Here is a 14,240-nt window from a genome sequence, read left to right as displayed (position 1 = left end):
TCGTCAGAATGTTCGGGAGATCCTCTTCCACAGCGGCTGGTAGTTGATCCAGGCCACCAGGTCGCTGCCGAGCTGTTCGCGGGTGGCCACCGCGTCCCGGTGCTCGATCAGAACCGGCTTCCCGGCCGCCCGCGCGGTCAGCTGCACCTGGCAGGAACGCTCCATCGTGACGAACCACCAGGCGGCGGCGTCCACCGAGTCGCCCACGGTCAGCAGCCCGTGGTTGCGCAGGATGATCGCCTTGCGGGGGCCCAGCGCTGCCGCGATCCGACGCCCTTCCTCCCCGTCGACGACGACCCCGGTGTAGGCCTGGTAGACCGCATGGTCCTCGTAGAAGGCGCAGGACTCCTGGGTGATCGGCTCGATGAACTCACCGAGCGCGGACAGCGCCCGTCCGTGCAGGGAGTGGGTGTGCGCGACGGCGACGACGTCCGGGCGGGCCCGGTGCACCTGGGCATGGACGGCGAACGCCGCCTGGTTGACGTGGTGCCGCCCCTCGACGACCTGTCCGTCGCCGTTGACCAGGATCAGCTCGTCCGGGAGGAGTCCGTCGAAGGGGGCGCCGAACGGATTGACCCAGAAGCAGCCGGTGTACTCCGGGTCCCGCGCGGTGATGTGACCGGAGACGCCGTCCTCGTACCCGTACGCCGCGAACAGCCGCAGCGCCCCGGCCAGCCGCTCCTTGCGGTACGCGCGTTCCTCGTCGATCGACTGATGGACGGGCGGCATCGCGAACTGCAGCTGTTCCACGGGTATCGGTGTGGGCTCGGGCATGGCGACTCCTCGGGGCTCCCAGGGCGTACGGGACCGGAAGTTACCGCCGGTCGCCGCAGGTGGCCAGAGCGATCACGCACCGATTCGGGAACGGTCAGGCGCTCAGCACGAGGTAGGCGAGGGTGAAGTCCCCGCGGTAGCCGCCGTAGTAGCCGGTGCGGCGGGCGTCGACCTCGGCGATCACCTCGTCGTACAGCGGATGGCCGGGGTTCTCCAGCGCCCAGCGCTCACCCCGTCCGATCGGCCCGTTCGACTCGAAGAGGTCCCATTCGCGCTGGTCGGCGACGGTCACCTGGAGTGCGCGCAGCCCGACGGACTCGGCGAGCCTGATCAATTCGAGCAGCGAACCGAAGTCGCCGGGTTCGGCCCCGATGCCGCCGAGTGCGGCGGGGGACGGCTCCCGCAGCCAGATCCCGTCGCCGTACAGCACCCGCCCGCCGGGCCGGACGGCGGCGCGTAGGGCCTTCAGCGCCTCGGCCGTCGAGCCGGGCCAGGCATGGGCGGAACCGATGGACACGGCGAGGTCGTAGCCGCTCTCGGTCCACTCGGTGGCGGGCGTCGCGTGGAACCGTACGCGCTCCGCGAGCCCCCGCTCCTCGGCGAGCGCCCGCCCGCGCGCCACGGCGTCGGGGTCGGTCTCCACACCGTCGCCGGTGCTGCCGGGCGCCGATGCCACCAGTCGCATCAGCAGTTCGCCCCAGCCGCTGCCGATGTCCACGATGCGCGCCCCGGGGGCGGGTGCACAAGCCGAGATCAACTGCGCGGCGTGCTCTTCGGAGAGCGGGGTGTTCCAGGTCAGTCGGTAGTTGTGAGGCGCGGAGATGATCGGGCGGATCTCATCGGCAGACATGGTCGCGGAGCCTCGCACGGTCGTGCGGGCGGTGCAATCGGTTTTCTCAGCCGGTACGACGATGCCGTCGCTCAAACGAATGAGCGACGGCATCACGTTGACCCCGTGGGGAGGGTTACTCCCACTCGATGGTGCCCGGCGGCTTGCTCGTCACGTCGAGGACGACGCGGTTGACGTCGGCGACCTCGTTCGTGATGCGGGTGGAGATCTTCGCCAGGACCTCGTAGGGCAGGCGCGACCAGTCGGCCGTCATGGCGTCCTCGGAGGAGACCGGACGCAGGACGATCGGGTGGCCGTAGGTGCGGCCGTCGCCCTGGACGCCGACCGAGCGGACGTCGGCCAGGAGGACCACCGGGCACTGCCAGATGTCACGGTCGAGTCCGGCCGCGGTCAGCTCCTCGCGGGCAATGGCGTCGGCCTCGCGCAGCAGGTCGAGCCGGTCCTTGGTGACCTCACCGACGATCCGGATACCGAGGCCGGGGCCGGGGAACGGCTGGCGCTGGACGATCTCCTCCGGCAGGCCGAGCTCCTGGCCGACCATCCGGACCTCGTCCTTGAACAGCTGGCGCAGCGGCTCGACGAGCTGGAACTCGATGTCGTCGGGGAGGCCGCCCACGTTGTGATGGGACTTGATGTTGGCGGTGCCGGTGCCGCCGCCGGACTCCACGACGTCCGGGTAGAGCGTGCCCTGCACGAGGAACGCGACGTCCTCGCCGGCCGCCCCCGCCTCGGCGACGAGCTCGGCCTGGGCCTGCTCGAAGACGCGGATGAACTCGCGGCCGATGATCTTCCGCTTCTGCTCGGGGTCGGAGACCCCGGCCAGCGCCTTGAGGAACCGCTCCTCGGCGTCGACGACCTTCAGCTGAACGCCGGTGGCGGCCACGAAGTCCTTCTCGACCTGCTCGGTCTCGCCCATGCGCATCAGACCGTGGTCAACGTACACGCAGGTCAGCTGGGAGCCGATGGCCTTCTGTACGAGGGCTGCGGCGACCGCGGAGTCCACGCCGCCGGAGAGGCCGCAGATGGCGCGCTTGGTGCCGACCTGCTCGCGGATCAGCGCAATCTGCTCCTCGACCACATTGGTCGTGGTCCAGGTCGGCTCGATGCCGGCGCCGCGGTAGAGGAAGTGCTCCAGGACCTGCTGGCCGTGCGTGGAGTGCAGCACCTCCGGGTGGTACTGGACGCCGAACAGCCTCTTCTCGTCGTTCTCGAAGGCGGCGACCGGCACGACGTCCGTGGACGCGGTGACGGTGAAGCCCTCGGGAGCGGCGGAGCAGGCGTCACCGTGCGACATCCACACCGACTGCTCGGCGGGCGTGCCCTCGAAGAGTGTGGAGCCGGTCTTGGAGACGGTCAGCGGGGTGCGGCCGTACTCACGGGCACCGTTGTCGTCGACGGTGCCGCCGAGCGTGGTGGCCATCAGCTGGAAGCCGTAGCACATGCCGAAGACCGGGACCCCGGCCTCGAACAGCGAACGGTCGAGGCTGGGCGCGCCCTCCGCGTACACCGAGGAGGGGCCGCCGGACAGGATGATCGCCCGGGGGTTCCTGGCCAGCATCTCGGCCACCGGCATCGTGGACGGGACGATCTCGCTGTAGACCCGGGCCTCACGGACACGTCGGGCGATGAGCTGGGCGTACTGCGCGCCGAAGTCGACAACAAGGACCACGTCGGGTGCGGTGTCGGGGGCGGCGGGGGGTGCTGCTGGCACGGGGCGGCCTTCCGGCGGTGAAGGGGGGTCGGTCCTCCCGATTCTACCGGGGATGCGGGGGAGACCCTGTTCGCGTCCGTCGGCACGGGGTCGGCGACCGCCCTCACTGCGGCGTCTCACCATCCGGGCGCCATGTTGGACCACCGGCGGGAGCGGGTCCATACTGGTCGCATGCGTCAGCACACGACCTACGTCTTTACCTATGGCACCCGGCCCGCCGGCTGCCATGGTCGTGCTGCTTGAGCCACTGACAAGCAACGTTCCAGGCGCCCCGGGCCGACAGGCCCGGGGCGTTCTGGCATTCCGGGTCCGATCGTTCCGGGGGGCCGCACCCCACCAGGACACCAGGAGTCACGGAATGAACAGCACCGCCGTCGCCGCGAAGAAGCTCACCGAGAAGTCCCTCACCGAGGAGACCGGTGCGCGCACCGACGAGGCCGCCGCGCTGATCGCCGGAGCCCGCGAGCGCATCGACTCACTGGACGACCGGATCATCGGGCTCGTCCAGGAACGCATGGCCGTTTCGGCGGTCATCCAGGAGGCCCGGATCACCTCCGGCGGCCGCCGGGTCAGCCTCTCCCGCGAGATGGAGATCCTCGGCCAGTACCGGGATGCGCTCGGCAAGCCCGGCACCTCGCTCGCCATGACGCTGCTGGAGCTGTGCCGCGGCCGCGTGTGAGACCCGTGAGGCCGCCGCACCGGCCGCGGGGCTGTACGGGCGTATCTGCGTTCGGGCCGACTCTCACCCGTACGGCGCGTGACCGGGCCCACGGTGACTTCGTTGGTCCCGGTGTCCGTGCCAGCCAGGGGCGGCCTTCGAAGAAACCACGCGTGGCTCCGCTGGAGCGTGTGGCGTACTGCAGGTACGCCGTGGGACCGCGCCCCAGCGTGCGTGACCGGTCGGCAGGGGACAGCAGCCCGGTCACCCCAAGGGCGGTCGGCTCCGGGGACGCCCGGAGCCGACCGTATCCGGTCGAAACGATTGCGCGGGGCACCGCCCGTCCAGCAGGCCACAAAGGGCAAGTCCCCCTCCTGTCGCACCGTCTTTGACCTGGGTCGGCACCACTCATGCGCCCCGGTGCACCGGGGCGCAGACCCGATGCACGACACCACACCCCTGCGGCGCCACCCCCGGGACCGCTTATCGACAGCGGCACTGCCCTGGCATCGGCGCTGACCGACAAGGGCCCCATGGACCGGTTCGCGGTCCATGGGGCGGGCCCTTGGTCATGTCGTGATCCTTCGCGGCCCCCGGCCCTTGAAGGCGCGGCGGGTCGTGGGGTGCAGCAGGGCGGCGGCCCGGGCGGTGCACCGCGGGTCACGCCGGGGTCGCGGCGCGAGACGTGACGGGCGTCACATAAAGATTCTGTGAATATCCGGACAACCATTACCCCGGACCACAGGTCATGTATGCAGAACAACCGGCCCCACCCGTGACCCCACCACGCGGAAGGCCTGTCCACTCATCCGTGCCGCACCCGAAGCGGCACGCCGGACTTCCGAGGTCTTTCATGAAGCTTCGCCGCGCGATGGCGGTGGCCGCAGCCACCGCGGTCATGGCCCCCGCTGCCATCCTGGCCGCCCCGATCGCGTTCGCCGACGACACGGTCCCTGCGGCCGAGACGACGTCTGCAGCGCCCACCGAGTCCGCGCAGACCGGTACGCCGTCCGCCGACGTCACCACCACCGCGCCCGCCGAGAGCACCTCCTCGCCCGCCGAGGAGAACAGTAAGCCCGCGGAAGAGACGGGCGACCCCGCCGCGAGTGGGTCCTCCACTCCCTCCGGGAGCACCAGCCCGTCCGGCACCCCGTCCGGCTCCGTGACTCCGTCGGGCACCCCGTCCGAGTCCGAGGACCCGGAGGAGCCGACGGAGTGCGAGAAGTCCGACCTGGACATCTCGATCAACGGCCTGCCCGGCAAGATCGCCCGTGGCAGCGGCTGGCACAAGTTCACGATGAACGTCTACAACTCCTCGAAGTCGACCGTGCGGGAGATCGACTACTTCGCGGGCGCCTCCTCCGACAAGAACGGTGAGGACCTGTTCAAGTCGAAGCAGGTCAGCCTGCAGGCGCTCGACCTGGACACCAACGAGTGGGAGGACCTCAGCGAGGACGGCCGCGCGGTCGGTTACGTCGGTCAGTCCGACGAGATCCAGGCCGGCTACGAGGTCGACATCCCGCTCCGCATCAACGTGAAGTCGACCGCCCCGGTCGGTGCCGGTTTCACCCTCGGCGCCGGTCTGTACATCGGCGACAAGGACTGCATGGGCGTCAGCGACGTCGCGTACAAGTTCCAGATCGTGAAGTCCGGCGGCAGCGGCTCGACGCCGCAGACCGGTGGCACCGCCCCGGTCCCGGCCGAGTCCCCGTCCTCCAACACGACGGGCAACGTCTCCGGCACGCTCGCCGAGACCGGTTCGTCCTCCGCAGTGCCGATGTTCGCCCTTGCGGGCGGCGCGGCCGTAGCGCTCGGCGCCGGCGCGATGTTCGTCGTGCGGCGTCGCAGGAACGGTGACGTCGCCGCATAACAGGCGTCGTCACCGGTAGGCGTGAGGGGCTGCACTCGGAGGGGGGTGCAGCCCCTTTCTGCTGCCCTGCTCCTCTCCTACTTCTCCGCACTCCTGTCCGCGCTCTTCTTCGGCGGGACCGCGGGCAGGCCCAGGAACGGCAGCTTCAGCGCGCCGAAGGCCTCCTTCGGCACCGCCGGTGCCTTCGGTTCGACCGCCGCCAGCCGCTCGTACGCCTCGCCCTGCGCCGGACGCGGATCCGCCTCGCCCTTGTTGGGCCACAGCGACATGGCCCGCTCCGCCTGCGCGGTGATGGTCAGCGACGGGTTGACGCCGAGGTTCGCGGAGACCGCCGAGCCGTCCACGACCGAGATGCCCGGGTGCCCGTACAGCCGGTGGTACGGGTCGATGACCCCCTCATCGGCGCTCGCACCGATCGGGCAGCCACCGAGGAAGTGCGCGGTGAGCGGGGTGCCCATGAGTTCCCCGACGTTCGACCCGGCGAAGCCGTTGATCTCCTCGGCGAGCAGCGAGGCGCTGCGCGTGGCCTCCTCGATCTGGGTCGGGTTGGGCGCGCCGTGCCCCTGGCGGGCGGTGAGCAGGCCCTTTCCGATACCGCCGGGCTTGCGGTACGTCGTCAGGGAGTTGTCCAGCGACTGCATGACGAGGCCGATGATGGTCCGCTCCGACCAGCGCCGGTTGGACAGCGACCGCACGGCGAGGGCAGGGTGCCTGGCCATGTTGCCGAGCCAGCCCAGCACCCGGCGACCGCCGTACGGCACCTGCAGGATCGACATCGCGCCCATGGCGTTGGAGCCCTTGCCGTAGCGGACCGGCTCGATGTGGGTGTTCTCGTCGGGGTGGATCGACGAGGTGATGGCGACGCCCTGGGTGAAGTCGGCCTTCGCGGTGCCGTGCTTCTTGCGGTAGCGGCGGTCGCTGGTCTGCGAGCCGACGAGCGCCTCGGAGTTGGTACGGGTCAGCTCGCCGAGCCGCGACGACAGCCGGGGCAGCAGCCCCTGGTCCTTCATCGTGTGGAGCAGGGTCTGGGTGCCGTACGTGCCCGCCGCGACGACCACCTTGCGGGCGCGCAGCAGCGTCGGCTTGCCCTTCCTGCGGCGGTCCGTCGGGACGGTGGTGACGTGGTGACCGCCCTCCGGGTCGTCCGTGATCGCGACGACGGAGGTCATCGGGTGGATGACCGCTCCGGCCTTCTCGGCGAGGTGGAGGTAGTTCTCGTTGAGGGTGTTCTTCGCGCCGTGGCGGCAGCCCGTCATGCATTCCCCGCACTCGGTGCAGGCCTTGCGGGCGGGCCCCGCGCCGCCGAAGTACGGGTCGGCGACCGTCTCACCGGGCTTCGCCCTCGCCGTACCGTCGGCGTCCTTGCCGTCGCCGAAGAAGACGCCGACCGGGGCGAGATGGAAGGTGTCGCCGACCCCCATGGCCTGCGCGGTCGCCTTCAGATGGACATCGGACGGGGTCATCGTCGGGTTGAGCCGGACTCCGAGCATCCGCTTGGCCTGGTCGTAGTACGGCGCCAGCTCGTCCTGCCAGTCGGTGATGGCGGCCCACTGCCGGTCCTCGAAGAACGGTGCCGGGGGTACGTACAGCGTGTTGGCGTAGTTGAGCGAGCCGCCGCCGACGCCCGCCCCCGCGAGCACCATCACATTGCCGAGCAGATGCACACGCTGGATGCCGAAGAGCCCGAGTGCGGGAGCCCACAGGTAGTTCTTGATGTCCCAGGAGTTCTTGGGAAGGGTGCCCGGGGTGAAGCGGCGGCCCGCCTCCAGGACCCCGACCTGGTACCCCTTCTCGGTCAGCCGCAGGGCCGACACCGCACCGCCGAAGCCCGAGCCGACGACAAGGACGTCGTAGTCGTACGCCGCGTCGTCATCGGTCTCACCGGCCGGTTCGGCCTGATTCTGGGCAGGGCTGTCCTGGGACATGGCTCTCCTCGGTACGAAAAGGGCAGAAGATGCCGCGGTGTTACGGGGGTCAGCGCAGGCGGAACGCCTTCATCGCCTTCAGGCTGCGGCTCATGAACGCCGCGTACTTCTCGTCGTCCATCCCGAAGGACGGGGCGAGCGGGATCAGCCTCTGCTGGGCGACAGTCTGGGCCTCGGTGTACTTGAGGATGCCCTCGGAGCCGTGCCGCCGGCCGAGACCGGAGTCCTTCATGCCGCCCATCGGGGACTGCACACTGCCGTACGCGGGGGCGTACCCCTCGTTGATGTTGACCGTGCCGGTACGCAGCCGGGCGGCGACCTGGTGGCCGCGCTTGGCGTCCTTGGTCCAGACACTGGAGTTCAGGCCGTACGGGGTGGCGTTGGCGAGGGCGATGACCTCGTCCTCGTCGGAGAAGCGGTAGAGGGAGACGACCGGGCCGAAGGTCTCCTGGGTGCAGACGGCCATCGGCGCCTCGACGCCGTCGAGGATGGTCGGCTCGTAGAACAGCGGGCCGATGTCGGGGCGGGCGACACCACCGGCGACGAGCGTGGCGCCCTTCTCGACGGCCTCCGCGACATGCTGGGTGACGGTCTCCAGCTGGCGCTCACCGACGAGCGAACCCATGTCGGCGCCGTACGCGAGGGAGTTGCCGAGCCGCATGGCCTTCGTACGGGCGGCGAACCGCTCCACGAAGTCGTCGGCGACCGACTCGTGGACGTACAGCCGCTCGATGGAGATGCAGAGCTGTCCGGCGGAGGAGAAGCAGGCGCGGACGGCGCCGGCGGCGGCCTTTTCCACGTCGGCGTCCTTGAGGACCAGCATGGCGTTCTTGCCGCCGAGCTCCAGCGAGACGCCGACCAGACGCGCGGCAGCGCCCTGGGCGACCTCGCGGCCGGTGCGGGTGGAGCCGGTGAACGAGACGTAGTCGGCGTGCTTGACGACCTCGGGACCGACGACCGGTCCGTCCCCGAGGACGACCTGGAACACCTCGGCGGGCAACCCTGCCTCGATCAGCAGGTCACGGGCCCAGAGGGCGGTCAGCGCGGTCTCCGTGTCGGGCTTCATCACGAGGGCGTTCCCGGAGACGAACGCGGGCAGCGCATCGCCGACGGAGAGTTCGAACGGGTAGTTCCACGGCGCGATCTGGCCGATGACACCGCGCGGCTGGCGCAGCTCGGTGACCTTGGTCAGCGTCGGTACGACACCGGTGTGCCGCTTCGGCTTCAGATACGCGGACGCCCTGCGCCCGTAGTGCCGGGCGGAGACGGCGACCGCCTGCACCTCCTCGTGGGCGTGCAGTCGGGCCTTCCCGGTCTCCAGCTGGATGAGGTCGAGGACCTCCGCCTGCCGCTCGAGCACGAGGTCGTGGAAGCGGAGGAGGACGGCGGCCCTGGTCCGGACGGGGGTGGCGGCCCAGGCGGGCTGGGCGGCGCGGGCCCGCTCGAAGGCGGTGGCGACGTCCTCGGGCGTGGACTCGGGCAGGTCGGCCAGCTTCTCCCCGGTGAACGGGGTGTGGTTCGCGGTACGGCCGGAGCCGACGACACCACGGGTCAGCTGGGCGATCACCTCGGGTGTCACCACATCGGCGGCCGTGCGCACGCCCGCGGGCACGGCGGCCACGGGGTTGGTACCGAGGGGGGCGGCAGATGCCTGCGAGTCCGTCATGAGGGCGAGGGTATGTCCAGCCACCCGCTTTGGGTACCCGTCGGTAATAGGTTTTCACACTCCCCACAAACGAGCCAGTGATCACTGGCAACAAAGCCCCTGATCAGGGAGCTATTGCGGTTGTGGCCGGTGGAATCCCGGCAGTCTCAGCCGGTACCGGCCGGTGCGTGCCAGCCGCGCAGCATCGTGTCGAACCGGTCCCGGGTGGTGTCCCAGTCGGCGGCCGGACCCGTCATGTACAACGCGTACTCCGGCCCGCCCTCCTCCTCGTAGTACATCTGGTCGATCGCGTGGCGCGGGCCCGGGTGGTCCTTGGACTCGGTCCAGGTGAACTCCCAGAGGGAGCCGGGCCGATCGCGGTAGTACTTGGAGTGGAGGGTCTTGCGCTCGTAACCGGGCAGCCGCCGGCTGAGGCTCGTCTCCAGGTTCAGCATGTGCATGTACGAGTTCTCGAAGTCGGGCTCCGGGTCGACACTGATCCGGACGTAGTGGTTGCCGTCGTCCGGGGTGTAGTCGACGTTCTGACCGTCCGCCCGGCGCTTCCAGCCGTCGGGGACGACCAGGCTGAATCCCTCGGGGTCGTCCACCCGGTGCCAGCCGTCGGGTACGGCTTCGGTGGACGGTGCGGGCTTCGACGCCTCGGGCGAGGACCGCGGCGGGGTGCTGCTCTCGTGCACCGAACCGCTCCCGGTGGAGTCCCTCCCCGAGTTGTCGCCGTACTTCATCGCGGCCAGCCCGGCGCCGCCGCCGATCAGTGCGGCGAGGGTGACGACCAGGATCGCCGTACGCCAACGGCCGCTCCTGCGACGGGTCACCGGGGCCGAGATGGTGAACTGCGGGACGGCGCCGGGTGATTCCGCTCCGGTGCCGACCGTACCGACCGTGCCGTCCGGACTCATCGAGCGCAGGACTTCCTCGGACACCCGCTGTGTCGGGACGTAGGCCTGCGCCGCCCGGGGCTCGCGCCCCTCCATCGCCTGCAGCAGCATCCGTTCCGTCTCGGCCGCCGACGGCCGTTCCGCCGGGTCCTTGCGGAGCAGAGCGATGATCACCGGTGCGAGCGCCCCGGCCCGGGCGGGCGGCGCCGGTTCCTCGGTGACGACGGCCTGCATGGTGGAGATCGGGGACGTGCGGCGGAACGGCGAGCACCCCTCGACCGCGGCGTAGAGCGTGGCACCGAGGGACCAGAGGTCCGACGCGGGGCCGGGGTCGCCGCCCCGTACCCGTTCGGGTGCCAGATAGTCGATGGAGCCGACCAGTTCGCCGGTCCTGGTGATGGTCGAGTCACCCTCTATCGCGGCGATCCCGAAGTCGGTGAGCAGCACCTGACCGTCACGGGCGAGGAGCACGTTGCCGGGCTTCACGTCCCGGTGCAGCACACCGGCGCTGTGCGCGGCGCGCAGGGCGCCGAGCACATGGAGGCCGATCCTGGCCGCCTCGCGCGGCGCGATCTCGCCGCTCTCCTTGGCTGCGTCGGCGAGTGACGGCCCGTCGACGTACTGCATGACGATCCAGGGCCGGTTGTCGTACTCGACCACGTCATGGACGGTGACCACGCCGGGGTGGCTGATGCGCGCCGCCGCGCGGGCCTCCTTCTGAGTGCGGGCGTGCAGCACGACCCGGTCGGCCTCCGCGACGTACAGCCCGGCGGTCAACTCCTTGACCGCCACCGTGCGGTGCAGCACCTCGTCGTGCGCACGCCAGACCTTGCCCATGCCGCCCCGCCCGAGGACTTCACCGAGCCGGTACCTTCCGGCCAGTACCAGCCCCGCGCCCGTTCCCTGTGATCGATCCACGTGTCCCCGCCCCGTTTCCTTCGGCTGCCAGGTTACGGAGGGGATGTACGGCCACGGAACCTCGCATCGCTCACGAGACCTCACTGTGATGCTTGTCGCCCGGCCGGCCGTGTTCCTGCCGGGGGTTCAGGACGTCACGCGGTAGGAGGCGATGGCCTGTTCGTAGATGGCTGTCACCTTGTCGCGCTCGCTGTCCGGGCCGATCACCTGGAGTACGTGGTAGCGGCCGTCGACGATCATCGCGAGGTTGCGGACGTACACCTCGCGTCCGGTGTCGTCCTGCCAGGTGAACTGGCCTTCCGCCATCGCCTGTCGGCCGACGTCGATGCGGCGCAGTCCCGTCGCCGAGGACCAGCTGGAGTCCCGGAAGGGCTGCAACTCCCGCTCCTTGTCGCGCTGGTAGACCAGGGGATCACCGCCGTTGGCCTTCACCGTGTCGCGCCCCGGCACGACCAGCAGACTGAATCCGTCGCTGCCGTACCGGATCTGCCGGTCCGCGCCCGCGGGGCTGCGCTGCCAGCCCTTGAGCACACCGACCTCGAAACCCTCCTCGTCCTTGCGCAGGGTGTATCCGGGGGCGAGCGCGACGGCGGAGCGGCTGGTCTGCGGCTTCTGGGTACCGGGCGACTGCGACGGTGTCGTCGACGACCGGGGCGACTCCGACGGCGCCTTCCCGTCGGATGTGCCGGGGGCGCCGCTGTCCGTGGCAGCCGGCGCCGATCCCTTCGAGTCGGATCCGGTGCCGGTGCCGGACTTGGGCATGAACATCACGGCGTACGCGATGGCCGCGGCCAGGCCCAGCAGGATCAGCACGAGCAGCAGCCGCCCGAGCCGCCGCGGCGTGCGCCCGTCACCCTGCTGCGAACGGGGCGGGGTGCGCAACGCCTTGGGGCCCTTGGGCTCACGCGGAGTCCTGGGCGCTCTTCCGGCCCGTGACCGCTCGTACCGGTCCGGCCTCTCCCTTGTCTGGCGGTGACGGCCGTGCGCCGAGGTGCTGCCCGGGCGGCCGCGGCGCTTACGGACCAGTTCGCCCCGGCGGCGTACGACGGGCAGCCGGGTGTCGTCGAAGGACGGCAGGGTCACGACGTCGAGACCGGCCTCGGGCTCGGGCGCCGACCGTACGAGAGAGCGCAGCCAGCCGCGCAGCTCCTCGAAGTCCGGCCGCTCGGTGGGATCCTGGCGCAGCAGCGACTCGACGACGGGGCGCAGCGGACCGCACTCCTCGGCGAAGGCGGGCGGCTCGCCGCAGACCATCTGGACGAGCTCGGCCGCGTTCTCCTCGGGGTACGGGGCGTGGCCCTGGACGGCGCGGTAGAGCAGGGCGCCGAGCGCCCAGAGGTCGGTGGCGGGGCCGATGGGCGGCGCCAGCTGCCAGTTCTCGTGGACCGGGCCGGCCTGCTCGGGCGCCCAGCGCTCGGTGACGGCGCCGACGACGGCGATCCGGGCCTGACGGGCGCGCTCGGCGGCCAGGGTGGTGGCGGGGCCGCGGTAGGCGGAAGTTCCCCGGCCACCGGCGACGATGTCGTCCCAGCGGCCGGAGGTGACCTGCTGCGGCTGAGGCTGCGGCTGCCGGTGTTCCGCTGCAGAGGTGCTGCCATGGCGCCGGGCGTCGGCGCGCAGGGCGTCCTCGCTGGAGCCTCCGGCGGGAACGGGGCGCCCGAAGTCGGCGCCGTCGCCCCAGGTGCCGGTCAGGTGCATCCGCAGGCCTGGCGGCCCCTGCCCATGGTGACCGCCGTTGCCGTCGTCGCCCCTGTCGCTGCCGTACGGAACGCCGTACTCGTTGTCGTTACCGTCCTCGTCGTCGCCCTCGTCGTCGTACGGGTCGTCGGCGGTGGGGCCCCAGCCGCCCGTCAGCTGCAGCCGGCCGGTGTCGGGCCGTCCGGGGCGCTGAACGGGAAGGATGCCCGTCTCTTCCGCTTCCGCCGGCTCGCGCGTCCCGGCCTGTCGCCGGTCCTCGCTGACGCGTGCGGCGGCGCGGGCGCCCGCCCGGTAGGCGGCGATGGCTCCGGCGCGCGCTGCCCGCAGCTCCGCGGCGCTGCCCGCGCCGGGAAGGTCGGGGTTCAGCGGCCGTCGTACGCCTTCCAGCTCACCGGCGGGGCGGCGCGAGGCCGGCAGCCCCACCGGATCGACCGGATCGACGGACTCGGCCGGGTGATCGATGGTCTCGCTCAGCCCCGCCGTCCCGGTGTGTCCAGCGGTCTCGGCCGGCCCGGCGGGCGGCAGCGACGCGGTGGGCGGAACGTACGGGCCGGTCGGGCCCGACTCGACCGCGGGCGGCCCGTACGCGTCCTCGTCGTCGGGCTGCGGCGTCGGTACATACCCGCACAGCGCTTCCTCCGCCGCCCCGGCCGCCAGGCCGGTCAGCACGACGCGTCCGTCGTCGCAGATCAGCACCGTACGGACGGTGATGTTCCGGTGGGTCCAGCCGTGCGCGTGCAGCACCCGCAGGGCCGTCAGCACATCGGAGCCGATCTCGGCGGCCCGGTACGGATTCAGCGGCCGCTCGGCGAGCAGGGCAGCCAGCGGGCGGGCCGCGACCAGTTCACTCACGATCCAGAGCGACCCGTCCTCGGCGAACACGTCGAAGACCTGGTCGAGCCTCGGATGGTCGGGCACCTGGGCGGCGGCCTGCGCGGCCTCGATCGCGCGCCGGACCGCGGGGTCCGTGGACCGCCGCACCGCACGCCCGGTGGTCCGCCGGGCCGCCGAGGGCAGCCCGTCGGCGTCGAGCACCTCGGCGTCCACGACCTCCGGCAAGGGCACCTGGCGCACCAGGACTTCCTGGCCGCTGGCCGTGTCGAACGCCCGGGTCTCGACCAGCTCGTACTCGTCGGACGGAGGCAGCGGCAGGCGGTAGCGGTCGGCAAGCACCCGACCCGCGTAGTCGTCCACGACGCCTCCCCAGAGCGCGCTGTCCCCCCGGCCACGAACCCCGTACCAACCCGTCAATTGCGGTCACTTACTGTGCAATTGACCCATGCATTCGGCTG

Annotated in this window: 9 protein-coding genes; 2 read left to right on the top strand and 7 right to left on the bottom strand. The window is 71.1% G+C overall.

Features of this window, described 5'->3' with window-relative positions:
• Positions 1–3: 3 nt before the first annotated feature.
• From ABZV38_RS19645 to guaA, 3 genes are all read right to left on the bottom strand, one after another.
• Positions 4–774, bottom strand: a complete 771-nt coding sequence (locus ABZV38_RS19645) for a class II aldolase/adducin family protein (RefSeq protein WP_356328577.1) — start codon at positions 772–774, stop codon at positions 4–6.
• A 94-nt stretch (positions 775–868) separates the two neighbouring features.
• Complete coding sequence (locus ABZV38_RS19640; protein ID WP_356328576.1) at positions 869–1,624, bottom strand: class I SAM-dependent methyltransferase; 756 nt, start codon at positions 1,622–1,624, stop codon at positions 869–871.
• 115 nt (positions 1,625–1,739) lie between these two features.
• Positions 1,740–3,335: a glutamine-hydrolyzing GMP synthase gene (gene guaA / locus ABZV38_RS19635; RefSeq protein ID WP_356328574.1), complete on the bottom strand. Its 1,596-nt coding sequence runs from the start codon at positions 3,333–3,335 to the stop codon at positions 1,740–1,742.
• Positions 3,336–3,693: 358 nt separating this feature from the next.
• Here guaA and ABZV38_RS19630 point away from each other — a divergent pair, with 358 nt between their 5' ends.
• Positions 3,694–4,014, top strand: a complete 321-nt coding sequence (locus ABZV38_RS19630; protein ID WP_356328573.1) for a chorismate mutase — start codon at positions 3,694–3,696, stop codon at positions 4,012–4,014.
• Positions 4,015–4,846: 832 nt separating this feature from the next.
• Complete coding sequence (locus ABZV38_RS19625) at positions 4,847–5,863, top strand: LAETG motif-containing sortase-dependent surface protein (RefSeq protein ID WP_356328571.1); 1,017 nt, start codon at positions 4,847–4,849, stop codon at positions 5,861–5,863.
• A 77-nt stretch (positions 5,864–5,940) separates the two neighbouring features.
• On the opposite strand, the gene ABZV38_RS19620 is transcribed toward ABZV38_RS19625, so the two are convergent.
• The 4 genes from ABZV38_RS19620 to ABZV38_RS19605 form a co-directional block, all read right to left on the bottom strand.
• Positions 5,941–7,788 (bottom strand): GMC family oxidoreductase, encoded by a 1,848-nt coding sequence (locus ABZV38_RS19620; protein ID WP_356328569.1) that lies wholly within the window; start codon positions 7,786–7,788, stop codon positions 5,941–5,943.
• 49 nt (positions 7,789–7,837) lie between these two features.
• On the bottom strand, positions 7,838–9,454 hold the full coding sequence (locus ABZV38_RS19615) for a succinic semialdehyde dehydrogenase (RefSeq protein WP_356328567.1): 1,617 nt from the start codon (positions 9,452–9,454) through the stop codon (positions 7,838–7,840).
• 146 nt (positions 9,455–9,600) lie between these two features.
• Positions 9,601–11,250 (bottom strand): serine/threonine-protein kinase, encoded by a 1,650-nt coding sequence (locus ABZV38_RS19610; protein ID WP_356328566.1) that lies wholly within the window; start codon positions 11,248–11,250, stop codon positions 9,601–9,603.
• A 126-nt stretch (positions 11,251–11,376) separates the two neighbouring features.
• Positions 11,377–14,142 carry a protein kinase gene (locus ABZV38_RS19605; RefSeq protein WP_356328564.1) on the bottom strand — a complete coding sequence of 922 codons (2,766 nt, stop codon included), beginning with the start codon at positions 14,140–14,142 and terminating at the stop codon, positions 11,377–11,379.
• Positions 14,143–14,240 lie beyond the last annotated feature (98 nt).

Origin of the sequence: Streptomyces sp. NPDC005181, from assembly GCF_040608395.1 — a bacterium.
GTDB lineage: Bacteria > Actinomycetota > Actinomycetes > Streptomycetales > Streptomycetaceae > Streptomyces.
The sequence above is the reverse complement of the archived record's forward strand: the minus strand, read 5'-3'. Positions and strand labels throughout refer to the sequence as shown.

Bases quoted from the DNA above. Each gene is read 5' to 3' on its own strand.
- ABZV38_RS19645 (WP_356328577.1), bottom strand. From the start codon at position 774: ATGCCCGAGCCCACACCGATACCCGTGGAACAGCTGCAGTTCGCGATG.
- ABZV38_RS19640 (WP_356328576.1), bottom strand. From the start codon at position 1,624: ATGTCTGCCGATGAGATCCGCCCGATCATCTCCGCGCCTCACAACTAC.
- ABZV38_RS19630 (WP_356328573.1), top strand. From the start codon at position 3,694: ATGAACAGCACCGCCGTCGCCGCGAAGAAGCTCACCGAGAAGTCCCTC.
- ABZV38_RS19625 (WP_356328571.1), top strand. From the start codon at position 4,847: ATGAAGCTTCGCCGCGCGATGGCGGTGGCCGCAGCCACCGCGGTCATG.
- ABZV38_RS19620 (WP_356328569.1), bottom strand. From the start codon at position 7,788: ATGTCCCAGGACAGCCCTGCCCAGAATCAGGCCGAACCGGCCGGTGAG.
- ABZV38_RS19615 (WP_356328567.1), bottom strand. From the start codon at position 9,454: ATGACGGACTCGCAGGCATCTGCCGCCCCCCTCGGTACCAACCCCGTG.